Consider the following 24,889-nt stretch of genomic DNA (forward strand, 5'->3'; position numbering starts at 1 on the left):
CCGGATGCCGCCCAACTCCGGTGCGGCGGCCCGCTCCACGGGCGGGGCCGCGGCCGCGGGTCAGACCTCGGGGAAGTCCGGCGGCAGGCCGAGCTCCTCCGCGACCGGCCGCCAGATGGCGGCCAGCACATCGTCCACGTCGGCCGTGGGATCGCCGAGCATCAGCCGGATGCCGTAGCCGTCACTCAGCGCGAGCACCAGGGTGCTGAGGCGGTCGACGTCCGCCGACCGGAATTCGCCGGAGGCCACACCCTGCTCGATCGCTCCGCCGACCCATGCGTGGAGCTGGGCGTACAGATCGACGGCGAACAGCCGCGTCTTCTCGTCGCGCAGCGACCGGACCCACAGCTCCGGCCGCGGAACCGCCGTGCCGGGTGTGGGTGTGCGGTCCGGGTAACTGTGGAAGCCCTGCCCCGACTTCCGGCCGAGCAGACCGGCGTCGACCCTGCGGGCCAGCAGCGGTGGCGGCGAGTAGTGCGGTTCCCTGAACTCGTCGTAGAGGGAGTCGGCGATGGCGTGGGTGGTGTCCAGGCCGATGAGATCGGCCAGGGCGAGCGGGCCCAGCGGGTGGGCGCAGCCCAGGACCATGCCGCGGTCGATGTCCTGGGCGGTGGCGATGCCGGATTCGACCATGCGGATGGCGGCGAGCAGATACGGGACGAGCAGGGCGTTCACCACGAATCCGGCGCGGTCGGGGGCGCGGACGACCTCCTTGCCGAGCGTGCCGGTGGTGAAGGTCTCAGCCCGCTCGAGGGTGTCGGCCGAGGTGAGCAGGGAGGGCACCAGCTCCACCAGCCGCAGTACGGGTACCGGGTTGAAGAAGTGCACCCCGATCACATGGCCGGGGCGCGAGGTGGCGGTGGCCAGGCGGATGACGGGGATGGCGGAGGTGTTGGTGGCCAGGATGCAGTCGCCGGAGGTGAGGATGGCATCCAGGCGGGTGAACACATCGAGCTTGACCTGTTCGTCCTCGGCCACGGCCTCGACGACCAGATCACGGTCGTGCAGTGCGTCCAGGTCGTCGGTGACGGTGATCAGTGCCAGGGCTTCGTCGCGGAGGGCGGGGGTGAGTCCGCCGCGGCCGGTGGCGCCGATGTCCTGGTCCTGGAGGCCAGGGACCGGATCGGCGGCCGGGTCGAGCAGACCCGGCTGCCGGACGGCCGCACCGTCCAGCTGGGCGGCGAAGTGGTGGGCCGCGCCCACACCGCGTATCTGGCGCTCGCCGAGAAGCTGGGCCTGGCGCTGGTCCCCAGCTATGTCGACGAGCCCGGCGAGATCATCCGGGCCACTCCGGAGGGCCGGTCCGCCAGGGATCCGCCACACTGGTTCGGCCCCGGCGACCTGGCCCAACACAAGTGGCTCAGCGCGGAGTTCGTGGCCCTGGCGGCGGGCGTCGCCCCGGACGCACCCTGGGCGCACCCGGAGGCCGCCGCCCTGGACCGGCTCTCGGTGGGCGGCTGGCTGCGGTCCCGGCACGCCTCCCCCGCCGTCGTCCGGCTGTGGGAGATCGGCCAACTCGCCCTGGCCGACGGGTCCTGCGAACGGACCTCGCTGATGGCGGCGCTCCGCAAGAACGCCGCGGTACCGAGCAGTGGCCACTACGACTACGAGGACTGGGAAGGGCTCCGGGCGGCCGACGGGTCCGCCACCCTCGCCGAGGTCATGGGGCGCGAACTGGGTGGACGTATCCGCCTCAGGTCACCGGTGGCCGCGCTGGAGGTCGCCCCCGGCCGCTGCGCCGTACACCTGGCGACCGGCGAGACCCTCACCGCGAGGGCCGTGGTCAGAGCCCTGCCGGTGGGCCCGCTGCGTTCGGTCGCGATCACCGGTGAGTTCCTAACGGACGTCAAGTAGCTCATGGTGTTCTTGAGGGTTGGTTCGTAGGGTGGTTGTCGACGGGCCGGTTGCCGGAGCACTTCGTGACTCCTTCTCGCGCCGGCTCGTCGTTGGGTTCTTCAGCTGCTGGGATCGGCGTCGGACGTGGACCTTCGCTCGGGCGGCCTTGTCGACCTTGTAGCGGGTCGCGCAGATCTGTCGTCCCTCGGCCTCGGTGATCTCGCGGCCGTCAGTGTCGCGGAGCTCGTAGAGGGTGCCGTTGCGCCAGCAGGCGGCCAGGCGGGTGATCAGTGCGGCGGCCAGTGTGCACAGGGCGGAGTTGTGGTGTTTGCCCTTGTTGGCGACGAGATCGTGGTAGCGGGCGGCCAGGGTGGGATCGACGTGCCGGGCGATATCCGCGGCCTTGAACAGGGTCTCGCGTAGTCCGGGATCTCCTTGGCGGGTGGGCGGTCCGTTGCGGCCGGTCAGTCCGGACTGGCTGACACGGGGGACCAGGCCGGTGAAGGCGCGGATGCCGGCCAGGCTGGCGAAGCGGTTCGGATCTCCGAGCCTGCCCAGGATGCCCGCGGCCGTGGTCACGCCGAAGCCGGGCCCGGAGGCGATGACCTGGCCTGGGTCGGCTTCTTCGTAGAGGACGGCGATCCGGTCCTCCAGGGTGGTGATCTGCGTGTTCAGGTGAGCGGCCATATGGGCCTCGCCGGCGATGTCCTCGGCGAGTTCGGCGAAATCCAGGGCGTCGTCGGGCCAGAGCTTGAGGGTCTGCTGGGCGGCGTTGACGATCTGTTCGGCGTGCTCCTCGCGCCACTGTCCGCGGCTGTGCCGGATCAGCATGGCGGCCAGTCGTTTTCGGCCCAGCCGCCGGATGGCGTGGGGGTCGGCGCCGGTCTTCGCCAGCACGGCCAGAGCCGCTTTGGAGTAGGCACCGGTGCCCAGGGCATCGGCCCAGGCGGGTCCGAGCAGCTCCAGCAGGGCATCGAGCCGGTAGAAGGTGGCGGTGCGGCGTTCGACCAGCGTGCTGCGGCGGCGGACGGCTCGTCGCAGTGCGTTGGCGGGACCTGTGTCCGACAGCTCCCGCAGCCCTTCGGGGTGCAGCAGCGGAAGCCGCGCCAGGACCCGGGAGTCGAGGCGGTCGTTCTTGGTGTGCTTGGAGTAGTAGTCGCGCAGGTCCGCCGACTGTTCCGGTGGCACCAGGACGACCTTGGCGCCGCGGTGCTGGAACCACGCGGCCAGTGGGGCCCAGGCGTTGCGGGTCGGCTCCATGATGACGACGACGTCGTCGGTGCCGGGCAGTCCGTCCCATAACCGTTCGAGGTCTTCGGGCGTGGTCGTGAAGCGCCGTCCGGAGAACTGGATCTCTCCGGTGGCGTCGGTGCAGGTGGCCCGGTGCGAGGCCCGGCAGGCCACATCGATTCCCAGGTGCAGTCTCAACAGGCTTCCCGTCTGGTGCAGCGGCAGGCTGACGCTTGTCCAGCCCCTCCACCACGACCCGCGTGGCACGTGTTCCGCAGGGTTGTGCTGACCGGACATTCGGTAGCAGCGGTCCGCGCTCGCCGCGGCCACGAGTTCCCAACAGGGACGCACGTGCGTCGGGAGGTTCAACCAGCCGTCGATCAACGTTGAGAAGTCGCCTGCAAGCAGACGCTTCGGTCAGTGATCCAGCCGTGCCGGAAGAACCGGACCCGACGCACCCTACGCAGCCCCCGAAGATCCCGGAGGGCCATCTCCAAAGCTAAATGTCAGTGCGCCCCGGCTCGCCTCGCTGCACCGCCAGCGCCAGGCGGTGGCGGCGAAGTTCACCGCCGTCTACGACGAGCCGTTCTGGCGCGACGCCGGTCTCAGCGGACTGTCGGAGTGCGAAGGTGTGCTCGGTTCGACCTGGCCGCAGAGCAGCGGTGTGCTGTCGGCTCTCGTCCCTCCCGAGCGCTACGGGGTGCTGCTGGGCACACCGCCGCGGCTGCGCGCCCCCGAACTGCTGGCGGAGATGGCCGGAATGTTCGGCGACCGCGCCCGTCCACCGCTCGCCTGCCATCTGCGGCTGTGGGGCACCGACCCCTGGACCCAGGGATATGTCACCCAGTGGCCGCCGGGCGAGGTCATGGCCGTGGGACCGCTGCACGGCACACACGAACCGCCGTTCTATGTCTGCGGCTCCGACCAGTGGGTGGCGGGCTATATGGAGGGCGCGGTGCGCACCGGCCGCGCCACGGCCCGGGAGGTGCTCCGCCGTGGCTGACCACAGGGCCTCCTCTGTCGTCAACCACATCGGCGGCGCCGATGCGGCGGCCGTGTCCGGTGCGACGATGCGGCTGGTGAACCCTGCGACGGGCGCGGCCGGTGGCACGGCTCCGCTGTCCGGCCCGGCGGATGTGGACGCGGCGTGCCGGGTGGCGCGCGATGCCTTCGAGACATGGTCGCTCAGCACACCGCTGGAGCGGCAGACCGCGCTGCTGCGGATCGCCGACGCCATGGAGCGGCACGCGGACGCGCTGGTGGAGGCGGATGTCGCCGACACCGGCAAACCGTACGCCGCCTTCCGGCACGACGAACTGCCCCCGACCATCGACGTCCTGCGCTATTTCGCGGGTGCCGCCCGCAACCTGCCCGGTGTCGCGGCGGCCGAGTACACACCGGACCGCACCTCGGTCCTGCGCCGTGAACCCGTCGGGGTGTGCGCGCAGATCACACCGTGGAACCACCCGCTGATGATGGCGGTGTGGAAGATCGCCCCGGCGCTGGCGGCGGGCAACACCGTGGTGCTCAAACCCTCCGACACCACTCCGCGGTCCACGGTGGCGCTCGCGCGGCTCGCCGCGGAGCATCTGCCGCCGGGTGTGCTGAACGTGGTGTGCGGCGACCGCGACACGGGACAGGCACTGGTCGCGCACCCCGCGGTGCGGCTGGTCGCCCTCACCGGCAGCGCCCGCGCCGGGCGGGAGATCGCCGCCGCCGCGGCCGCCGACCTCGAGCGGCTCCATCTGGAGCTCGGCGGCAACGCACCGGTCCTGATACACGAGGACGCCGCTCTCGACGACGCCGTCGGGCAGTTGTCGTCGCTCTCCTTCTACAACGCCGGACAGGACTGCACGGCCGCCACCAGGATCCTGGTGCACGAGCGGGTCCACGATGCCTTCGTGGACGCTTTCGCCCGCGCGGCCTCACGGCAGCGCCCCGGCGGCCCCGATGACCCGGGCGCCGACTTCGGGCCGCTCAACAGCGATGACCATCTGCGCACGGTACGCGGCGCGCTGGACCGGCTCCCGCCCCACGCCGAGGTGGTGGCGGGCGGCTCAGCCCTGGACCGTCCCGGCTTCTTCCACGAGGCGACCGTGGTGACGGGCGTGCGCCAGAGCGACGACATCGTCCAGAGCGAGGTGTTCGGCCCGGTGGTGACCGTCCAGCCGTTCGCCGACGAGGCAACGGGGCTGCGCCTGGCCAACGCGGTGCCCCAGGGGCTCGCCGCCAGTGTGTGGACGCGGGACCACGACCGCGCCATGCGCGCGGGCCGGGCCCTGCGCACGGGGATCGTCTGGGTCAACACCCATGGCACCACGGTCTCCGAGCTGCCGCACGGCGGTGTCGGGCAGTCCGGCTACGGGAGCGATCTGTCGCTGGGCGGGCTGCTCGACTACACCCAGCCCAAGCATCTGATGCTGTGAGCCACTCCCTCACCCGGGGGCGGACCGCTCACCGGGGTGAGGGGCGGCCAGCCGGGTCCAGGCGGAGCATCGCCTCCTCGTCGGGGGAGCCCGCCGGAGCCTGGTAGACGACCATGCGCAGACCGCCGCTGCGGGCCAGGGTCATCACCTCGAACGTCAGCGTCATCGCGCCCACCTTGGGGTGCTGGAAGGACTTCGTACCGCCGCCGCGCTCCCGGACTTCGTACCGGTTCCACAGCTCGGCGAACTCGGGTGATTTCAGCAGCAGTTCACCGACGAGACCGGCCAGGCGCGGCACATCGGGGTCGGCGCCCCCGACCGCCCGCAGACCGGCCACCGACTCGGTGACCGACTCCTTCCAGGGGACCCACAGGGCGCGGCCGACGGGGTGCAGAAAGACGTACCGGGTCAGATTGCGCTGCTCCGGCGGCCAGTCCCACAGACCCGGCATGAGACGCCGGCCGGGCGCGTTCGCGGCCAGGACGTAGTTGTACGGGTCGACGATGTACGCGGGCATCGGCCGCAGCCGCTCCAGCATCTGGTGAACCGACGTGCGCACGGTGTCGTCGCCGACGGGCCGGGGGTCGGTGAACCGCCCTGAGGCCAGCTCCGCCAGGTCGTGCAGCCGCTCATGGGCGTCGGCGCACAGCCTCAGGGCACGGCTGATGGCGTCGATGACGGCGGTGGAGGGGTTGGTCTCGCGCCCGCGCTCCAGGCGGGTGTAGTAGTCGACGCTCACACCGGCGAGCGTGGCCAGTTCCTCGCGGCGGAGGCCGGGGGTGCGGCGGATGCCCGCGCCGGGCGGCAGCCCCGCCTCCTCGGGGCTCACCAGCGCGCGCCGCGCCCTGAGGTATCTGCCCAGTTCCGTACCACCGTTGCCGTCGCTCATCCGAGCATTGTCTCAGGAGGCCGGGGCTGCTGGGGGGCCGTGGCAGGACCTGGAACGGGGCGCCCCGGCGAACGGCGGCCTGCCGCGCCACCCGGCCCGGCGGCAGAGTGGGCGGTGTCGCGGAACGGCCCGTCCCCGCGGTCCCAGGGGGTGCACGGCACCGGACCGCGGACGTGGGGGCGGTGTCCGTTCCGCCGCGCCGTTTCCGCGAAGTGCTGTCCGGGGCGGTCCGGTTCCCGGTCGGGACGGGCCGGTCCGAAGCCCTCTTCGCGCCCGCCCTTCTCACTGAGGAGTCATCTGTGAGCGTCACCGCCGGGCACGACCGCGTGCCGTCCCCCGCACCGGACCCGTTGCCGGCGCCTCCCGCGCCGCCCGGCGCCACAGACGCCGGCACGGCCGATGGCGGACGTGACGCCATCGGCGGCCGCCCCGGGGTCACGCTGATCGCCGCCCTCCTCGGCTTCACCGTCATCACCGTCGACGTGTCCGCCGTGAACCTCGCCCTGCCCGCCATCCGCGACCGCCTCCACGCCGGGATGTCCGGCCTCCAGTGGGTGGTGGACGCCTACACCCTGATGTTCGCCGCCCTATTGCTGTCCGCTGGCGCCCTCGCCGACCGGGCCGGGGCGCGGCGCGCGTACGGCTGGGGGGTGTCGCTGTTCACGCTGGCCTCGCTGGGCTGCGCCCTCGCCCCGGACATCGGCACCCTGGTGGCGGCCCGGGTCCTCCAGGGCGGCGCGGCGGCCATCGTCCTGCCCGCCTCGCTCGCCCTGATCCGGCAGGCGTACCCGGACGCCCGGCACCGCGCCCGCGCCATCGCCCTGTGGACGGTCGGCGGCTCGGTCGCGATGGCGGCCGGTCCGGTGCTGGGCGGGGTTCTCACCCAGGCCGCCGGCTGGCGTTCGGTGTTCCTGCTGAACCTGCCGGTGGGGGCGGTGATCCTGCTGCTGCTCACCTGGGTGGCGCGCTCACCGCGCAGGCTCGCTCCGCTGGATCTGCCGGGCCAGATCACCGCGGTGGTGGCGCTCGCCGGTCTCGCCCTCGGTGTGATCGAGGGCGGACACGAGGGGTGGACCAGCGCGGTGGCCCTGGGCGGGTTCGCCGCCGCGGCCGTCGGGGCCCTGGCCTTCCCGTGGGTGGAGCGACGCCACCGGGCGCCGATGGTGCCACCGGCCATGCTCCGGCGCCGTGAGGTGTCCGTGTCGCTCGCCGTGGGCTTCGCCATGAACGCCGGATTCTACGGTGTGGTCTTTCTGCTCGGCCTCTACTGCCAGGAGTTGCGGGGGATGTCCGGGCTCGCGACGGGGCTGATGTTCGTCCCGCTGTCCGCGCTCATCACCACCACGAACCTGCTCTCCCCGCGGCTGGCCGAACGCATCGGTCGTCGGCCCGTCATCGTCACGGGCCAAGTGATCCTGGCCGTGGCGATGTTCGCCCTGCTGCCGCTCACCGCGGACACACCGCTGTGGCTGGTCCTGCTGCTGCTCGCGCCGACCGGCATCGGTGGGGCACTCGCGGTGCCCGCGCTGACCGCCCTGCTGATGGACAGTGTGCCGGGTGAGCGGGCGGGGACGGCGTCGGGCCTGCTCAACGCCCTGCGGCAGACCGGCGGCGCGCTTGTTGTCGCCTTCTTCGGGTCGTTGCTCGCCACCTCCGGAGACGAGGCGTTCTCGCTCCCGGGAATGCGGGTGGGTCTGGTGGCGGTGGGGGTGCTGCTCTGCGTCACCTCGGTGGTGGCCAGGGCGTTGCTGCCGCGGGACAGCAGGAGTTGAGCGGCTACCGCTGATGGAACCTCACTTCCGGGTATCACGCGGGCGGCCCGTTCAGCAACGGATCGGGCCGCCCGCGCAGGCGCGTATCGAGGAACGCCGCCACGTACGCCCGCACCGCGCGGTCGCAGCGGTCGCCGTCGAGGTGCTGGAGGGGGACGCCGAGTCGCTCGCACCATGGCGGGGACGGTGCTGAAACCACTGGCCGAGTGGCCCACCATGGCGACGCGGTCGGAGTTGATGCGGATGCCCTTCCACACCGGGTGTGCGCCCGTGAGTTCGTCCAGGACGAAGGAGGCGTCCTGGGCCCGAACGGCTCCGACCTTCGGATAGTCCGGTCCTCACACGCCACACAGGGAGTCGTCCGGTCACCGGGGAAGGTGGTACCGGCGGCCTCATAGTTGTGGCCGATGCCCGCGACGACATAACCGCGGCGTGCCCGCGACCGCACGACGACGGCCACGCAGGCCCGAAGAACGCGTCCCATGAGCGGCCTTGGATCGATGTCCGATCGCGACCATCAGCCCCGGGGTGGCAACCGGCGGGAGCGCGTACCTCCCCGGGTCTACAGCCGCCGACGATCTGCCGGAGCCGGTACCGCTGCCGAGGACCGACCGAGGAACGCCGCGATCGCCCGGTCGAAGTGGGGGCGTGCCACCGCCGGCCGTGGGTTGATGGCGGTGGCCCTCCGCTGGGGTTCCAGCGCGGCGGTGACCGCCAGTTTGGCGGCCCGGATCGCCGACGGCGGATGCTCTGCGATGTCCGCGGCCAATCGACCGGTGTGGGCAGTGAGTTGGGCCTCTGTCACGGTGTGGTCGGCCAGCCCGAGCGCCACCGCGGTACAGGCGTCGATGAGCCGCCCGGTGTAGAGCAGCTCCCGTGCCGCGGCCGGCCCGGCCACGGCGACCATGCGCGCGGCGAAGGCCGGGCTGGCGAGGATGCCGAGCCGTGCGATGGGCATGCCGATCCGTGCGCTGTCCGCCATGAGCCTCAGGTCGCAGGCAAGGGCGAGCTGGCATCCGGCACCGGCGGCCGCGCCACGGATCTCGGCGATCACCGGGACAGGACACTCCTCGATCGCCCTGAACGCCCGCTCCATGTGGGCGAAGGACTCTTCGACGTACCCGGTGCCGGCGTCCGCCCAGTCGCTCATGTCGGAGCCGGCGCAGAAAGTGTCGCCTTCTCCGCGGATCACCAGCACCCGCAGCGACGGGGCGGCTCCGAGCTCCTCGACCTGGGCGGCCAGGCGCTGCCAGGCCCAGCCGGGCAGGGCGTTGCGGCGGGTCCCGTCGCCGACCCGGATCTCGGCGACCGCCCCGGACCCGGATGTGGCGACGGCGAGTCCGGACGCGGGCGAGGAGTTCACTTCACGGCCCCTCGCGCACGGAGACCGGCCAGTTGACGCGGGTCGACGCCGAGGGCGGTCAGGATGTGCTCGGTGTGCTCGCCGTGCCGGGGAGGCGGTGTGCGCACGGTCGCCGGGTGGTCGGCCAGCTTGATGGGCGAGGCGATGGTGCGCAGCGGCCCGGCACTGGGGTGATCGATCGAGGTGACCATGGAGCGCGCGAGTACCTGGGGATGTCTGAGGGCCTCCTCGACGGTGTTGATCGGTCCGACTGGTACCCCCGCCTCGGTGAGGAGCACGGCCCATTCCTTTGCGCCGCGTTCCAGCAGTGCGCGTTCGATCAGCGGAAGCAGCTCCGCGCGGTGGCGGACCCGGTCGGGGTTGGTGGCGAACCGCGGGTCGTCGACGAGTCCGGCGAGGCCGATCGCGGTGGCAAAGCGCCGCCACAGCCCGTCGTTGCCGGCGGCGACCATGAGGTGTCCCTCTGCGGTGGGGAACGCCTGGTAGGGCACGATCGCCGGGTGGGCCGAACCGTGGCGCCGCGGGGTGTCGCCCGAGGCGAAGTAGCCACTGGCGACATAGCTGAGCCAGGCCACCTGCCCGTCCAGCAGCGAGACATCGACCCATTCCCCTGTGCCGGTGTGCTCGCGGTTGCGGAGAGCGGCGAGGATGCCGATGGCGGCCCACATCCCGGCGGCGAGGTCGGCGGGTGACACCCCGAAGCGCACCGGTGGTCCGGTGGGTTCACCGGTCACGCTCATCACGCCGCTGACGGCCTGTGCGATCGCGTCGTAGCCCGGCTCGCCGTGGTACGGGCCGGTCTGCCCGTAGCCGCTGATCGAGGCGTACACAACGCCGGAGTTGGTCTCGCGGACGTCCTGGTACCCCAGACCGAGGCGGGCCGCGGTGCCGGGCCGGAAGTTCTCCACGACCACGTCGGCGGTGGCGGCCAGCTCTCGTATCAGGCGCAGACAGTCGGGGTCTTTGAGGTCGACCGCGATGCCCCGCTTGTTGCGGTTGACACTGTGGAAGTACGCCGCGTCCTCGCCCTGGAAGGGCGGGCCCCAAACACGGGTGTCATCGCCGGAGACGGTGTCCTCGACCTTGATCACATCCGCGCCCAGATCGGAAAGGATCATGGTGCAGAACGGACCGGAGAGGATGCGGGACAGGTCCAGGACCTTCAGTCCGGCGAGTACACCGTCGTGGACGAGCCAGGACCGGTGGTGTGGTGCGTTGCGCATCGTGGTGTTGCGCCTTTCTTCCCGTGGGTCACCGGGACCGGAGGGTCAGGAGCCCAGTTCGAGGAGCAGTTCCATGCAGATGGCGGTGGCGTCGAGGAAGTAGTCGACGCGCAGGTTCTCGTTGGGCGCGTGGTTGGCCTGGTCATGGTTGGCCAGCGGGAGGCCGATGCTGGGCACACCGAGGATCCCGGTGAAGATCCAGTCGGGAAGGGTGCCGCCGTACGCGGGAATCAGCAGCGGATCGCGCCCGGTGACCCGGGAGATGGCCCGTGCCACTTTGGGTGTGTGGGGGTTGTCGATCGGGGTCCGTGACGCCGGTACGCCACCGAGCTTGGTGAGCGTCACATCGGGTGCGTGGGTCCGCAGGTGTGCGGCCACCCGCTCGAATACGGCCTGCGGGTCGTGTCCGGCCGTGAGCCGGATGTCGATTCCCGCCTCCGCGGTGTCCGGGATGATGGTCCGGGACGTATCGCCCGAGGTGATCCCGTTGATCGTCAAGGTGGGACGGTCGGCCAGGCGCTCATAGAAGGACAGTCCGTCGAAGGCGGGGTCCATCTCGGTCAGCCCGATGTCGCCGAGCACCTCGGGCAGGTCCAGCGGGAGTGCGGCGAAGGCGGCGCGGTCAGCGTCGGACAGCGGTTCACGGCCGTCGTCGAAGCCCTCCACCAGGACCCGGCCGCTGGGGTCCTTCAGACTGGCCAGCGCCTGGACCAGCCGCCATGCCGGGTTGGGCGCAACATTGCCGAAGTTGCCGGAGTGCAGAGGACGGCTGGGGCCGGTGGCGCGCAGGCGGAGCCGCAGCATGCCACGGACACCGTGCGAGACGCACCATTCTCCGGATTCGTGCACCGAACGGTCGCTCCAGACGACAAGATCGCAGTCGAAGCGCTCACGGTGTGCGCTCAGGGTGTCCGCCAGCGTGGGGCTGCCGATCTCCTCCTCACCGTCCAGGAGGACCGTGACCGTACAGGGAAGTCCGCCGGCGTATGTGTCGAACAGGCGCAGCGCCTGAAGGTGCGCGTAGTGCTGGCCCTTGTTGTCGCCGGTGCCGCGCCCCCAGATCCGCCCGTCGCGCAGCACGGGCACGAAGGGGTCCGAGTCCCACAACTCCCGTGGTCCGGTGGGCTGTACGTCGTAGTGGCCGTAGATCAGGACATGCGGCGCCCCTTCGGGCCCGGCCCGGTGGCCGACCACCAGCGGACGGCCCCCGCCGTCGAGTACCGACGGGGTCAGACCGGCCCGCTTGACCTCCTCGAGCGCGCGGTCGGTCGCGTCCGGAAAGCCTTCGCCGGTCGCGCTCACACTGGGTTGGCTGAGGTACTCCATCAGTCCGGCGAGGAGTTCGTCCTGGCGCTCATGCACGAGTGCGTGGGGTGTGCCGGGGAGCTGGGCGCGCAGGGTGGCGGCGTCCGTCATCGTGTGACCTCGTTCTGTGGTCGGTGTCTTGTGGGGGCTTGCGTCAGCGCAGGGCGAGGAGGCGGCGGCCGGCCAGCAGGGCGGAGATGCTCAGCGCGCCGGTCGCCAGGATGTAGAAGCCGGGCGAGAGGCGGTTGCCGGTGGCGCTGATCATCCAGGTGATGATCACGGGAGCGAAGCCGCCGAAGGACATCACGCCGATGTTGTAGCTCAGGGACAGCCCGGTGCTGCGGGTCGCGGTCGGGAAGGCTTCGGACATCAGGGCGGGCAAGGCACCGAAGTAGCAGGCCTTCAGCAGACCGATCAGGAACATCACCACGCCCATGACCAGCAGCGACGGATTGCCGGTGAGCAGCAGGAACAGCGGGTAGACGCTGACCATCATCGCGGCCGCGGCGATCAGCATGACGCGGACGCGGCCGAACCGGTCGGACAGATGGCCGGCCAGCGGGGTCACGGTGGTCAGTGCCACACCGGATGCCACCGCCCCGATGAAGCCCGCGGAGGACGGCAGGCCGAGGACGTTCTCCGCGTAGGTCGGCATATAGACGATCACGTAGGTCACCGCGGTGGACATCACCAGTGCGCCGATCATGAGGAGCACCGGCAGTTTCTGGTCCCGCAGTACGCGCCGGACCGGGGTCGTGGTGACATCGCCCGTGTCGGACGCCTCGACAAATTCGGGGGTTTCCGGAAGGTTGCGGCGAATCAGGTATCCGACGGGGCCGATCAGCAGACCGAACAGGAACGGAATGCGCCAGCCCCAGGAATCCAGCTGGTCCCCGGACAGACTCATGGTCAGCACGGTGCCGAATGTCGCGGCCAGCAGCGTCGCGAAACCTTGCGAGGCGAACTGCCAGCTCGCCATGAATCCGCGCCGGTCGGGTGTCTGCTCGGCCAGGAACGCGGTGGCACTGCCGAACTCTCCGCCCGCGGAGAAACCCTGTATCAGCCGGGCCAGCAGAATCAGAACCGGTGCGGCGATGCCGATGGACGCGTAGGTGGGCATCAGAGCGATCAGCAGGGTGCCGATCAGCATCAGCCGTATGGTCAGCAGCAGCGCGGCCTTGCGTCCGGTGCGATCCGCGTACGTTCCCAGCACCAGCGCGCCCAGGGGCCTGACCAGGTACGACACTCCGAAGGTGCCGAACGCGAGCATGAGGGAGACCGTCGGATCGCCGGACGGGAAGAACGCCTTGGAGATCGGGACCGCGAAGAATCCGTAGGTGGTGAGGTCGTACCACTCAAGGGTGTTTCCGGCCGTGGCCGCGAGGACGGCACGGCGCGTACGACGTCTGCTGACAGGGTCCTTCGTGTCCATCCGTGTCTCTCCAGCGGTTTTCATGAGTGTCACTCCCTCAGGTCGAGCAGGGGAACTGTCGCGCAGGGTGGAACCGCCGATGAACGAGTCCGGAGCGGCGGATGAATCCGTGAGCTCGTTGGGCGATGACGCTAGAGCCGTCGGGGCGTTCACACAATCGCAACTTATCGAACACCTCATTGCCGGAACGGCAACGCATATCTATGCTGAGGGCATGCTGAACAGTCCGGCTCTTGAATACTTTCTGGAAGTGGTCCGCACCGGTTCGGTCAATGAGGCATCGAGGCGGCTGATGGTCGCGGGCTCGGCCATCAGCCGGCAGATCGGCAAACTCGAGCAGGAAATCGGGGTGGCGCTCTTCGAGCGCCGACCACGCGGAATGGTGCCGAGCGAGGCCGGCACGCTCCTGGCCGCCTATGCGCGCCGGGCCGCACTGGAAACCGATCAGGTCCTCACGGAGATCCGCGGTCGCGGTCACATGGGGTCCACCGTTCGCGTGGCCAGTTCACAGGGTGCCGCACAGGAATTCCTTCCGCATGCCATGGCGTCCTTTCGCGAGGACCATCCGGAGACCACTTTCCAACTGCCCGTGGTGTCCCCCTCGCAGGCCACCCGGATGGTCCAGGACGGCTCGGCCGACCTGGCCGTCACATTCAGCCTGGCGCCCACTCCCGATGTCCGGGTCGTACACGCCCAGCGCGCCCCGATCCAGGCCATGGTCAGGTCCGATCACCCGCTCGCCCAGCACGACAAAATCCGCCTGCACGACCTTCTGCCCTATCCGGTCGCCCTCACCGAGGAAGGCACGACGAACAGACGTCTCTTCGACCTGTGCTGCTCGATCGAGGGCATTTCCTTCGAACCCTTGCTGGTCAGTTCCAGCTCCACCACGCTGGCGACGTTCGTCAAAGAGGCGAACGCCGTGTCATTGATCGGTCACATCAGCGTGCATGAACGCCTGCGCATGGAGGGGCTGAAGGCCATCGCCCTCCTCAACCCGGAAATGCACCTGCGTACCCTTCAGATCCAGGCCATGGTGGGCCGTCGGCTTCCGGAGGTGGTGAGCTCCTTCGCCGACCACCTGATTCAGCGGCTGTCCGAAATCGAAGTATGAGTGACCGACGCCGCCACTGAGGGGACGCCCTGGAGCCCTGGAGCCCTGGAGCCCTGGACGAGCCGAGCACGTGATCGAACAGGATCGCGTAAACGTCGGACAACGCGCCAGAGCGTGTGCCAGGTTGACGCGAAGAAGTGCACAACGCGCTTCTCCGCAGATCAGGAGGGCAGCATGACCAACGGGGCTGAGGCGGCACACACGGACTGGCCGCTACTGGAGGCGGCGCACCGGGCGCTGCGCAGTGCGGTACGAGAGATTCCCATCGCCGACTGGGCAAAGCCGACTCCGTGCGACGGCTGGAACATCGCGCAGGTGCTGCTGCACGCGGCCGGAGACCAGCAGGCGTACGCGGCGTTTCTGACCGGCGAGCCGGGACCGGCGTACAACCCCTTCGAGCCCGCCACGGCCTTCGAGGGAGCGCCGGAGGATGTGCTGGAGCCGGCGCTTTCCAGTGCCGCGAAGGCATGGGCGGGGGTGCAACGCGACACCGCCGAGGTGCCCGTCCCGATTCCGCCGCAGAAGATGTCGGCCGAACTGGGCGCTGCCGCCTGCGCGTTGGACGCGGCCGTCCACGGCTGGGACATCGCCATAGCCGCCGGACAGCCGTCGCCGCTCACCGCCGACCTCGCCCGCCCGCTGCTCGCCGCGGCACGGCAACTCGTCGAGCCACTGCGTGGCTTCGCCTTCGGTCCGGAGCTCCCTGCCGAGAAGGGCGACGACGACGTGGCGGCACTGCTGCGTTACCTCGGCCGTCGCCCGGACTGGAGTCCGGCGCAGGTGTGACCCGTGGGCCGGACGCCCACCGGTCAGGGCGTCCGGCCACCGTCCTCATCGCGGCCATCGACGCATGGGCGCGGGCCCGTCGAAAAAACCCGGTTGCGGACCGGTCGCTGGAAGAGACCGAGCGCTGGATCCGCGACCGGCTCGGCGAAGGCCGGTGGCTCGCCTGGGTCGCGGAGACCGGAAACGAGATCTGTGGCCATGTCTTCCTCAACCTGGTGGAGCGGATGCCGGAGCCGTACGGCGACAACAACCCGATCGGCTATGTGACGAACTTCTACGTCACACCATCCCGACGGAACAAGGGTGTTGGTGCGGCCCTCCTCGAAGCACTCACACAGCACTCGCGCGGCGCTGACTACGACACCCTGATCGTCTGGCCCTCAGAGCGCAGCAGTTCCCTCTACCGGCGCTCCGGTTTCCAGCCTCCGGAGGAAGTGTGGGAACTGTCGCTCGACACCTGATGAGATCCGGGCTCGGACACGCCGTCGAAGTGCTGGAACTCATCCCGCCGCCGCCCGCTTCAGGACAACACCCGCCGCCAGGAGTGCGGCCAACGGCAGTACGGCGGCGGATCTCCTCCACCGGACAGCTCTCCGGAATGCGCGGAGCCCCGCGCCCGCCGCCGTATGCCTCCGGTGAGCCATGGGGATTCCCAGGTATTCGGTGAGCGCGGCAAAACCGCCCGAAACGGCCTACCCAAGCGGTCAAGGGGAAAGAAGCGGCCGGACGTATTGTCTGGCGTCATCAGAAAGCGCCGCACGTACACATGGGCCGGACCGGGATGCCCGGCTGAAGGAGACGACAATGGCTGAGCGGAAATTACGGGCTCGTATCAGCGCTGTTCGCGGCGTCGCGGCAACACCCAGGCGCTCCCGGGCGGCAACCAGTTCATCGGATGGGGCCAGGAGTCCTACTACTCGGAGTACGCCGAGGCCGGGAACACCGAGAACACTCCCTCGCGGAACCTGCTCTACGACGCCAGGATGCCGGGCTCGGACATCTCCTACCGGGCCTTTCGCCAGGCGTGGGTGGGCACCCCGTACTACCCGCCGAAGGCGGCCGTACGGACGCGGGACGGCCATCGCGTGGTCTACGCGTCGTGGAACGGCTCGACGCGGACACGAGCCTGGCAGGTGCTCGCCGGACCGGCCCCCCGCTCCCTCTCCGTGGTGGTCGGGCCGCTCCCCGTGGCGGATTCGAGACGGCGGTCACGACCCGCGCCAGGGGCCCCTACTTCCAGGTGAAGGCACTGGACGCGGCCGGGAAGGTCCTCAGAGCCTCCGAAGTGGTGCGGGCGAACGCCCGTTGAGAGTTCAGGTTCACGCCGATGCCCGCGTACCGCATCCCCTCGGCCGGTGGCGTCGGCCGAGGGGATGCGGCAACCAGAAGTGCCCGGCGCCGTATGCGCGGCGGAGCCTTCTCAGGGGTGGTAGACCGTGCCGGGGGGCGGGGTCTTGAGCGTCCGCAGATAGGTGTCGATCGCCCGTGCCGGGAGGGGCGACTCGCACTTGCGGTAGAGCCAGTGGCCCACCGAATCAAGGACGGCGAGCCTTCCCTTCGGGAACTCCCGTGCCATGCGCTGTGCGCCCGCCAGTGGCGTCGCGAGATCGTGTGTGGCGTTCACGACCAGGACCGGCGGGAGGGCGCCCTTGTTCTGCGTCGGCTGCGGCTTGGTTGCCACCGGCCACCCCTGGCAGCCGAGGACCATGTCCAGGGCCTGGGCGTTGTAGCGGGTGTTGGGGTGTTCGGCGGCGGCTCGGTGGAGCAGGGCGCGATAGTGGGCGTAGTCACGCAGCCGGAGGTCGTCGTCGCGGCAGATCACCGAGCGCCAGGCGAGCTCCGGGGAGGTTTGGTCGATCCAGGACACCTTCCCCTTGCCGCTGTGCAGTGCGGCAAGTTGCTCAGCGGTGGTCTGTGGATTCCACTTGCTCAGGTAGTCGGTGAGGAAGCCGGACAGCTGGTGGGCGGTGACCTTCTTCCGCGTGGGGCCGTGCGGCCCGGGCTCGAACAGCGTGCCCGCGTCCGCACGGGCGAAGAGCCCGCGGACAACGGCCTCCACGTCCTTGCCCTTCAGGGCACACGAGGCATCCTTGTCGCACCACTTCGCCAGTTGCCGCACCGCGTTGTCGGCGGCGGCGGTGCCGTCCATGAGGAAACGCTCAGCACCGGGACGGGAGGGGTCCATGGCGCTGTCGAGGGCCAGCGCCCGGAGGTTCTGCGGGAAGAGGCGTGCATAGCGCTCGCCGATGCGCGTACCGTACGAGTGGCCAAGGAAGCTGATCTTCCGTTCGCCGAGAGCCGCACGGATCGCGTCCATGTCGCGGGCAACGCTTTCGCTGTCCATATGGCCGACGATCGGGCCGCTGCGCTCGCGGCAGCTGTCCGCGAGCCGTTTGTTCAGGACGCGCATGCGCTGGAACTCGGAGGCGTTCTTCGGACGGGTGGGAATCTTCTCGGCGAGCCGGTCATCGCACCGCAGCTCTCCGCTGCGGCCGATACCGCGCGGGTCGAAGCCGATGATGTCAAACCGCTCTCTGATGCTCTTGCGGTAGCCCTCGACCGGGGTGTCGGCGTAATAGGCGTCGTCCAGACCCGTGCTTCCGGGCCCGCCCGGATTGGACAGCAGCGCCCCGATCCGCTTGCTGGGGTCGGTGGCCTTCTGGCGGGCGACCGCGATCTTCATCGTCGGTCCGTCCGGACGCGCCCAGTCGACCGGCACCCGCACCGTGCCGCACTCCGCTCGCCTGCTCGGATCGGGCATGGGCGGCTCGGCCTTCGGACAGGCCGACCAGTGGATCGTCGGCGACGCGGGGTCCGCGTTCGGCTTGTCACTCGGGCTCGACCACGCGAACTGCGGGATCACCAGAAGTGATGTGGCGAGGACCCCGGCCGCCGACGCATGGGTAAGGCGGACCGTGCGCCGCCTGCGCGAGGATGCCACCGGACCCGCCTCATGCGCTCCGGCACGATCATTCGAATCTTTCATGCCCGTCAGGATCGCGGCCCCATGTGATGGTGCCTTGGTGGCCACATGATGGCGAGGTAACAGCGGGCCGCCGATGGGCGGTTGGCGGCATGTCGGCACCTCGCGCCACGGTGACGCGCTCATCATGTGGTGCGCGAAGATTCACCGTGTGCGGCGTTCGCCGTGCCGCCAGGTGCGCGCACCGTGTCCCGGCGCGTCCGAGGAGGCGCGCATTCCAGCGCCACCGACACCCGACCTCCCAGGTCCGGCGCGCGGACGCCGGGGCACTTACCGCGAGGTCTCGCGTACCTCCTCGGCCCCCCGCGCGTGTGGAACGATCGTCGCGGCACACAGCGTGGAGAGGGGAAGCCCATGGCCGACCGGGCCGGAGACCGAAGCGATCATGCGAACCGCCTCCTGGGGGGCACGGAGCCGGTGAGCGGTGCGGAGGAGCCCGCCGGCCTGGGCGTCACCGTGGCCGAACGGCTACGCCGCGTACAGGGCGGCCTCTCCCGGGCCGAGATGAAGATCGCCCGCGAGCTGACCGCCAACTATCCGGCCGCCGGGCTGAACTCCGCGTCGGGGCTCGCCTCCCAGGCCGGAGTCAGCGCGCCCACCGTCGTGCGTTTTGTCGCACGGCTCGGGTTCGACGGATACCGGCAGTTCCAGCAGTCGCTGCGCGAGGAGGTGCAGGCGCGCCAGGCGTCGCCGCTGACGTTGGCACCGGTGATCGGCGCCGATTCACCGACCTCCGAGCTGGTGGAGGCGGCACGGCAGGTGGGCACGACCACGCTGGGGCAGACCTTCGCCGCCCTTCCCGAGCAGGAATTCGATCGCGCGGTGGAGCTGATCTGCGACCCGACCAAACGGATCGCATGCTTCGGCGGCCGTTTCTCCCAACTCCTCGCCGAATACCTCGATCTGCACCTTCGGGTGCTGCGTCCGGGAACGATCGTGCACACCCCCACCCCGGGGCGGGACGCGGGGTTCCGGGTGGATGTGGGCCGCCGGGACGTGTGTGTGGTCTTCGACTTCCGCCGCTATCAGGACGACACCGTGGAGCTGGCCCGGCACGCCCATGCGCGAGGGGCGAAGATCGTGCTGTTCACGGACCCGTGGCTGTCACCCGCGGCCGAGTTCGCCGATGTGGTGCTCCCCGCGCGGGTCGAGGCGCCCAGTCCGTTCGACAGCATCGTGGCCCCCGTGGCACTGGTGGAAACCCTGGTCGCCGCTGTGCACGCACGCCTGGGCCCGGCAGCCGAGGAGCGGATGCGGGCGGCGGAGGGCACCTTGCGGGGCGGAACCCAGGACTCATGAAAATTTTGTTTCAGCATCACCGTTGACTTGCCACATGTAATGAATATTTCATGAGGGGGTCCCCGGGTCGCGGTCACGCGGCCCCCTTCTGCTCGGGAGTACGTCGTGCCCGATCATCCTCATACGCCACGCAAACTGCGCCTCTGGGAGGCGCTGGCTCTCTCCGTCGGCCTCATGGGTCCCACCCTGGCCATGGGTCTCAACGGTGCCGGGGTCGCGGCCACCGTGGGCAAGGCGGTGCCCCTCGTCTTCCTGCTCGGGCTCCTCGGTGTCGCCGTCGTCGGCTACGGCTTCTGGCGGCTGACCCAGCACTTCCACCACGCCGGATCCGTCTACGCCCTGGCCGGGGCGACCATCGGGCCCCGCGCCGGTTTCTTCGGCGGCTTCGCCCTGCTGGGCACCTACCTGGCCTTCCTCGTCTGCACCCTCGCCGCGACGGGTGTCTTCGCCCACGCGTTCCTTCACGCCTTCGGTATGACGTCCACAGGCCCCTGGGTCGCCGTGGCGATCGCCGCCGGCCTGGGTGTCACCGCGCTCAACTCGCGTGACACCCGGATCACCGCCCGTACCCTGCTGATCGTCGAAGGCATCGGCATCGTGGCCATGCTGCTGCTCGCGGCGGTCGTGATCGGGCGCACCAGCACCGGGTCGGCCCCTCGCCACCAGTCGTTCGACCTGTCGGTGTTCACACCCGGCGCCGCCACCTACAGCGCCGTGATGACCGCGACGGTCTTCGCCTTCCTGTCCTGGGCCGGGTTCGAGGCCTGCGCGTCCCTGGGCGAGGAGACCGATGACCCCCGGCGCAACATCCCGCGCGCCCTGGTGGGCAGTGTGTTTCTCACCGGTGTTCTGTACATCCTGATGATGTTCGTCCAGACCATCGGCTTCGGCACCGACGACAAAGGGGTGAGCGCGTTCGCCGGTGCGGAATCAGCGCTGGTGACGCTCTCCGAGAGCTATCTGGGCACCTGGTTCTCGCTCGTCGTCGCCTTCACCGCGGTGGCCTCCGCCTTCGCCGCCGCGCTGTCCTCCTCCGCCGCGGCATCCCGCATGGTGTTCGCCCTGGCCCGCGACGGCTTCGGTCCGCCGGCGCTCGCCCGGACCGATCCCACGACCGGCGCCCCCACCAGGGCCCTGTGGCTGTGCGGTGGCGTGGGAATCACCTTCACCCTGGTGATGTACGGCCTGGGCACCTCCGCGTTCGACACCTATTACTGGTACGCGACCATCGGCGTGCTGTGCGTCCTGGTGGTCTACGCCCTCGCCGGAGCCGGCGTGATCGTCTTCACCCTCTCCGGCCGCGGCAGCATCCCCCGCCGCGAACTCCCCATCCCCCTCATCGGGTTGGGCTACCTCTGCTTCGTCTTCTTCAAGCAGGCCGTAGGGCTCAGCGCGCCCTACACCTACTTTCCCTGGATCGCCGCGGCCTGGTGCCTGACCGGCGTCGCCATCATCCTGCTGGCTCCCTCGCTCGCACAGCGCATCGGCACCCGCCTCACCAGTGAGCTGAACGGGGACACCGGCGACGAACAGCAGCAGGGCCCCGAGCCGACCGCTGACAACATCAAGGTGGTTTCATGACACCCCTCGCCGACGGCTCCACCACCGTCTTCGTCGCCACCTGCGATCTGGCCGGCCTGGTGCGAGGCCGGTCAGTGCCCTCCGCCGCACACGACTCGGTACTGCGCAGCGGCACCGGCTGGGTCCCCGCGAACCTCGCGATCTCCTCGTTCGGGCCGATCGCCCCCGACAACGTCTTCGGTTCCCGGGGCGACATCCGGCTGGTCCCCGACGCCGCCACCGCGGTCGGCATTCCCGCCGACAGCACCGCACCCGGAATGCTGCTCTACCTCGCCGACCAGACGCTGCCGGACGGGCAGCCCTGGGCCTGCTGCCCGCGTACCTTCCTGCGCGACACCTTGACGGAGCTGCGCGAACAGACCGGGCTGGAGGTTGTCGCGGCCTTCGAGCACGAATTCGTCGTCGACGGGCTGCCCGAGAGCGCCCCGTTCTCGCTGCGGCGCTTCCGGGACGCGGAACCCTTCGGCACGGATCTGGTACGGCTGCTGGAACACGCCGGTCTTGAGCCGGAGACCTGGATTCCCGAGTACGGCGACGGCCAGTTCGAGGTCACCCTGCGCCCCGCCGAGGCCCTGGCCGCGGCCGACCGTGCCGTGCTCCTCAAGGAACTCGTCCGTGATCTGGCGCGGCGCCGTGGTCTGCCCGTCACCTTCTCCCCGCTCCTCGCCACCACCGGCGTCGGCAACGGTGTGCACATCCACCTGAGTCTGCGCGACGCGGACGGCCGCCCCGCTCTGTACGACCCGCAGCGCCCCGGGCGGCTCTCCTCCACCGGGGCCCGGTTCAGCGCCGGCATCCTCGCCCACACCGCCGCGCTCACCAGCCTGACCGCGCCGAGTCCGGTGTCCTTCCTGCGCCTGACACCGCACCGCTGGAGCAGCGGCGGGGCGTTCCTGGCCGAGCGCAACCGCGAGGCCCTGCTGCGTATCTGTCCCACCAGCGCACTGGGCGGCTCGGACCCCGCCGAACAGTTCAACCTGGAGTACCGCGCCGCCGACGCCACGGCCAATCCCTGGCTCGCGCTGGCCGCCTTGATCCGCGCCGGTCTGGCCGGCCTCACCCGGAACTACGACGAGCCCACCGTGTGGCCGGAGGAGACCGACGAGTCCGTACTGGCCCAGGCCCCGCCCCTGCCCGCGAGCCTCGACGAGGCCCTGGACGCCCTGGAGAAGGACCACACCGTCCGGTCCTGGTTCGACCCGCGGCTCCTGGCCACCCACCTGTCCGTCAAACGGTCCGAACTCGCCCAGCTCGACGGCCTGGACGACGCGGAGCGCATCCGGAGGGTGCGGAATGTCTACTGACCGGCTCGCCGCCGAGATCGAGCGGCTCCCTCTCGTGGATCATCATGTGCACGGCGCCCTGCGCCATGACGCCGACCGTGCCGCGCTGGAAGAGATGCTCACCGAGTCCGACCGCCCGATCCCGTCGTGGATGACCCAGTTCGACTCACAGATCGGCTTCGCCGTCCGCCGCTGGTGCGCCCCCGTCCTCGGCCTCGCACCCCACGCCGATCCCGAAACATACCTGGCCCGCCGCCACGAACTCGGCACCGAGGAGGTCAACCGCAGACTGCTGAAGGCCTCCGGCATCGGCCACTATCTGCTGGAGACCGGCTACAAGGGCGAGGACATCCTCGGCCTCCAGGGCATGGCCGCCGCCTCCAGCCGCCGTGTCGACGAAGTGGTGCGCCTGGAGACCGTACTGGAAGACATGGTGCGCACCGGTGTCACCGCCACCGCCCTTCCCGACCGGTTCCGCGAGACCCTGGCCGCCCGCACGGCCACCGCGGTCGGCCTCAAGAGCATCATCGCCTACCGTCACGGCTTCGACTTCGACCCCGCACGCCCCCATGACCGCGAGGTGTCCGCCGCGGCGGACACCTGGCTCAGAGCGTGTGAAGACACCGGCACCATCCGCGTCGACGACCCGGTTCTGCTGCGCTTCGCCCTGTGGTGCGGGGTCGACCGGGGGCTGCCGATCCAACTGCACGCCGGGTACGGCGACCCGGATGTCGAACTCCATCGGTGCGACCCGCTGCTGCTCACCCGGTTCATCAAGAACGTCGAGCCGCACGGCACCGACCTGCTGCTGCTGCACTGCTACCCCTTCCAGCGCAACGCGGGCTATCTGGCCCAGGTGTTCCCGCATGTGTACTTCGATGTCGGCCTCGGCATCAACTACACCGGTGTGCGTTCCGACGCCGTCATCGCCGAATCGCTGGAACTCGCTCCCTTCGCCAAGATCCTCTTCTCTTCCGACGCATGGGGGCCGCCCGAACTCCACTATCTCGGCGCCCTGTTGTGGCGCCGCGGTATGGCCAGAGCCATCAGCGCCTGGACCGACAGCGGGGAATGGAACGTGGACGACGCCCTCACAGTGGTGCGCATGACCGGCCGCGACAACGCCCGTCGGGTCTACCGGCTGGAGACCGCGGAATGAACCAACACCACCACCTCGCCACGCTGTCCGCCGCGCTGGAGGAGGAACTGCCGGCCGCCGTGGCACTGCGCCACCGCATTCACGCACGTCCCTGCCTGTCCGGTGCCGAAGCCCCCACCCGCGATCTGCTGCTCGCCGCGCTGCCCACCGGCCCCACCACCAAGGTCGCCGACACCGGGGCCGTGGTGCGGGTCGGTGGCCCCGGGCCCGCGGTCGCGGTCCGCGGCGAACTCGACGCACTCGCCGTGCAGGAGACCACGGGCGCACCCTGGACATCCGAGCACCCGGGGATCATGCACGCCTGCGGCCACGACGTACATCTGGCCGCGCTCACCGCGCTGGCCCGCGCCGTCGACCGGAGTGGTGGCCCCGCCCCGCTGCTGGCGGTTCTGCAACCGAGGGAGGAAACCTATCCTTCCGGCGCCCGGAGCATCGTCGAAGACGGCATCCTCGAGCGCGAAGGCTGCCGGGCCGTGATCGGGGCACATGTCCAACCCCTGCTGCCCGTCGGCACCGTCGCCTGCACCCCCGGTGGTGTCAACGCCTCGGCCGACGAGTTCACGATCAGCGTACGGGGCCGCGGCGGCCACGCCGCCTACCCGCACCTCACCCGCGACCCCGTCGTCGCCCTGGCACATGTTGTCGTCGCCCTCCAGAGCCTGGTCAGCCGCGGCACCGACCCCATGGCACATGTCGTCCTCAGCATCGGCACCCTCACAGCAGGCACCGCTGCCAACGTCATCCCCGGCACCGCCGAAGCCCGCGGCACACTGCGAGCGCTGGACGGTCGTGACCGCGACATCCTGCACTCCCGGCTGGTCGAGGTCGCGGAGCTGGTGGCACAGACCCACGGCTGCACCGCAGAGGTGACCATCGACCACGGAGAGCCCGTCCTCCACAACGACGAGTCGCTGACCGCCGCCACCCGGCCCCTGCTCGGCAGTCTCTACCTGCGCGCCGGTGACGACTTGCGTTCCGCGGGCTCGGACGACTTCTCCTTCTTCTGCGAACATCTGCCCTCGCTGATGATGTTCGTGGGCACCCACGGTGGCTCCGAACAGCTCCATTCGCCCACCTTCCTGCCGGCGGACGAGCGGATACGGGATGTCGCCCACGCCATGCTCGCCGGCTACCTGGCCGCCGCCGAACTGATCACCTGACCCCCGCCACCTCGCTCCACTCATAAGGACCCCCGTCATGACCAGCAC

The 24,889-nt window shown here is 70.2% G+C and carries 20 protein-coding genes and 1 pseudogene; 12 read left to right on the top strand and 9 right to left on the bottom strand.

The window, feature by feature from the left end; genetic code table 11:
• Nucleotides 1–60 precede the first annotated feature (60 nt).
• Entirely contained in the window at nt 61–348 is a 288-nt protein-coding gene (locus AC4BEG_RS00920) for a TetR family transcriptional regulator C-terminal domain-containing protein (protein WP_490707324.1), read from the bottom strand.
• Between the two features lie 45 nt (nt 349–393).
• Nucleotides 394–1,143, bottom strand: a pseudogene (locus AC4BEG_RS00925) (3-hydroxybutyryl-CoA dehydrogenase); the annotation flags it as partial.
• Here AC4BEG_RS00925 and AC4BEG_RS00930 point away from each other — a divergent pair.
• Nucleotides 1,123–1,854 (top strand): flavin monoamine oxidase family protein, encoded by a 732-nt coding sequence (locus AC4BEG_RS00930; RefSeq protein WP_490707325.1) that lies wholly within the window; start codon nt 1,123–1,125, stop codon nt 1,852–1,854. The pseudogene AC4BEG_RS00925 and the gene AC4BEG_RS00930 overlap by 21 nt on opposite strands.
• On the opposite strand, the gene AC4BEG_RS00935 is transcribed toward AC4BEG_RS00930, so the two are convergent.
• Complete coding sequence (locus AC4BEG_RS00935; protein ID WP_490701905.1) at nt 1,837–3,264, bottom strand: IS110 family RNA-guided transposase; 1,428 nt, start codon at nt 3,262–3,264, stop codon at nt 1,837–1,839. The genes AC4BEG_RS00930 and AC4BEG_RS00935 overlap by 18 nt on opposite strands.
• Nucleotides 3,265–3,616: 352 nt before the next feature.
• Between AC4BEG_RS00935 and AC4BEG_RS00940 the strand changes: the two genes are divergently transcribed.
• Nucleotides 3,617–4,069 carry an FAD-dependent oxidoreductase gene (locus AC4BEG_RS00940; protein ID WP_490703978.1) on the top strand — a complete coding sequence of 151 codons (453 nt, stop codon included), beginning with the start codon at nt 3,617–3,619 and terminating at the stop codon, nt 4,067–4,069.
• Nucleotides 4,070–4,136: 67 nt separating this feature from the next.
• Entirely contained in the window at nt 4,137–5,492 is a 1,356-nt protein-coding gene (locus tag AC4BEG_RS00945; RefSeq protein ID WP_490707326.1) for an aldehyde dehydrogenase family protein, read from the top strand.
• Between the two features lie 28 nt (nt 5,493–5,520).
• On the opposite strand, the gene AC4BEG_RS00950 is transcribed toward AC4BEG_RS00945, so the two are convergent.
• Entirely contained in the window at nt 5,521–6,381 is an 861-nt protein-coding gene (locus AC4BEG_RS00950) for a helix-turn-helix domain-containing protein (protein WP_490703979.1), read from the bottom strand.
• Between the two features lie 299 nt (nt 6,382–6,680).
• On the opposite strand from AC4BEG_RS00950, the gene AC4BEG_RS00955 reads away from it, so the two are divergent.
• Entirely contained in the window at nt 6,681–8,153 is a 1,473-nt protein-coding gene (locus AC4BEG_RS00955) for an MFS transporter (RefSeq protein WP_490703980.1), read from the top strand.
• Between the two features lie 562 nt (nt 8,154–8,715).
• Here AC4BEG_RS00955 and AC4BEG_RS00960 read toward each other — a convergent pair.
• Genes AC4BEG_RS00960 through AC4BEG_RS00975 form a run of 4 tightly spaced genes read right to left on the bottom strand, consistent with a single transcriptional unit; the run spans nt 8,716 to nt 13,476 of the window.
• Nucleotides 8,716–9,516: an enoyl-CoA hydratase/isomerase family protein gene (locus AC4BEG_RS00960; RefSeq protein WP_490703981.1), complete on the bottom strand. Its 801-nt coding sequence runs from the start codon at nt 9,514–9,516 to the stop codon at nt 8,716–8,718.
• Nucleotides 9,513–10,739, bottom strand: coding sequence for a CaiB/BaiF CoA transferase family protein (locus AC4BEG_RS00965; RefSeq protein ID WP_490703982.1), 1,227 nt, complete (start codon nt 10,737–10,739; stop codon nt 9,513–9,515). The genes AC4BEG_RS00960 and AC4BEG_RS00965 overlap by 4 nt, the downstream gene beginning before the upstream one ends.
• Before the next feature lie 45 nt (nt 10,740–10,784).
• Nucleotides 10,785–12,155 (bottom strand): M20/M25/M40 family metallo-hydrolase, encoded by a 1,371-nt coding sequence (locus tag AC4BEG_RS00970; protein WP_490703983.1) that lies wholly within the window; start codon nt 12,153–12,155, stop codon nt 10,785–10,787.
• 43 nt (nt 12,156–12,198) lie between these two features.
• The gene (locus AC4BEG_RS00975; RefSeq protein ID WP_490703984.1) at nt 12,199–13,476 is read right to left on the bottom strand and encodes an MFS transporter; all 1,278 of its coding nucleotides are present in this window, start codon (nt 13,474–13,476) and stop codon (nt 12,199–12,201) included.
• Nucleotides 13,477–13,690: 214 nt separating this feature from the next.
• On the opposite strand from AC4BEG_RS00975, the gene AC4BEG_RS00980 reads away from it, so the two are divergent.
• The 3 genes from AC4BEG_RS00980 to AC4BEG_RS00990 all read left to right on the top strand — a co-directional run bounded on the left by AC4BEG_RS00980 (nt 13,691) and on the right by AC4BEG_RS00990 (nt 15,837).
• Nucleotides 13,691–14,590, top strand: coding sequence for a LysR family transcriptional regulator (locus tag AC4BEG_RS00980; protein ID WP_490703985.1), 900 nt, complete (start codon nt 13,691–13,693; stop codon nt 14,588–14,590).
• A gap of 174 nt (nt 14,591–14,764) precedes the next feature.
• Nucleotides 14,765–15,376, top strand: a complete 612-nt coding sequence (locus AC4BEG_RS00985) for a TIGR03086 family metal-binding protein (RefSeq protein ID WP_490703986.1) — start codon at nt 14,765–14,767, stop codon at nt 15,374–15,376.
• Entirely contained in the window at nt 15,373–15,837 is a 465-nt protein-coding gene (locus AC4BEG_RS00990) for a GNAT family N-acetyltransferase (RefSeq protein ID WP_490703987.1), read from the top strand. Before AC4BEG_RS00985 ends, AC4BEG_RS00990 begins: the two co-directional genes overlap by 4 nt.
• A 959-nt stretch (nt 15,838–16,796) precedes the next feature.
• On the opposite strand, the gene AC4BEG_RS00995 is transcribed toward AC4BEG_RS00990, so the two are convergent.
• Entirely contained in the window at nt 16,797–18,362 is a 1,566-nt protein-coding gene (locus AC4BEG_RS00995; RefSeq protein ID WP_490703988.1) for an alpha/beta hydrolase, read from the bottom strand.
• 414 nt (nt 18,363–18,776) lie between these two features.
• Here AC4BEG_RS00995 and AC4BEG_RS01000 point away from each other — a divergent pair, with 414 nt between their 5' ends.
• From AC4BEG_RS01000 to AC4BEG_RS01020, 5 genes are all read left to right on the top strand, one after another.
• Nucleotides 18,777–19,658: a MurR/RpiR family transcriptional regulator gene (locus tag AC4BEG_RS01000; RefSeq protein ID WP_490703989.1), complete on the top strand. Its 882-nt coding sequence runs from the start codon at nt 18,777–18,779 to the stop codon at nt 19,656–19,658.
• A 105-nt stretch (nt 19,659–19,763) separates the two neighbouring features.
• On the top strand, nt 19,764–21,239 hold the full coding sequence (locus AC4BEG_RS01005) for an APC family permease (RefSeq protein WP_490703990.1): 1,476 nt from the start codon (nt 19,764–19,766) through the stop codon (nt 21,237–21,239).
• A complete protein-coding gene (locus AC4BEG_RS01010; protein WP_490703991.1) occupies nt 21,236–22,543 on the top strand; it encodes a type I glutamate--ammonia ligase in 1,308 nt (435 codons plus the stop codon). Before AC4BEG_RS01005 ends, AC4BEG_RS01010 begins: the two co-directional genes overlap by 4 nt.
• Nucleotides 22,533–23,681, top strand: coding sequence for an amidohydrolase family protein (locus AC4BEG_RS01015; protein WP_490703992.1), 1,149 nt, complete (start codon nt 22,533–22,535; stop codon nt 23,679–23,681). Before AC4BEG_RS01010 ends, AC4BEG_RS01015 begins: the two co-directional genes overlap by 11 nt.
• Nucleotides 23,678–24,841, top strand: a complete 1,164-nt coding sequence (locus AC4BEG_RS01020) for a M20 metallopeptidase family protein (protein WP_490703993.1) — start codon at nt 23,678–23,680, stop codon at nt 24,839–24,841. Before AC4BEG_RS01015 ends, AC4BEG_RS01020 begins: the two co-directional genes overlap by 4 nt.
• The last annotated feature ends 48 nt before the right edge of the window (nt 24,842–24,889 follow it).

The organism is Streptomyces sp. JLBJ103 (assembly GCF_058215575.1).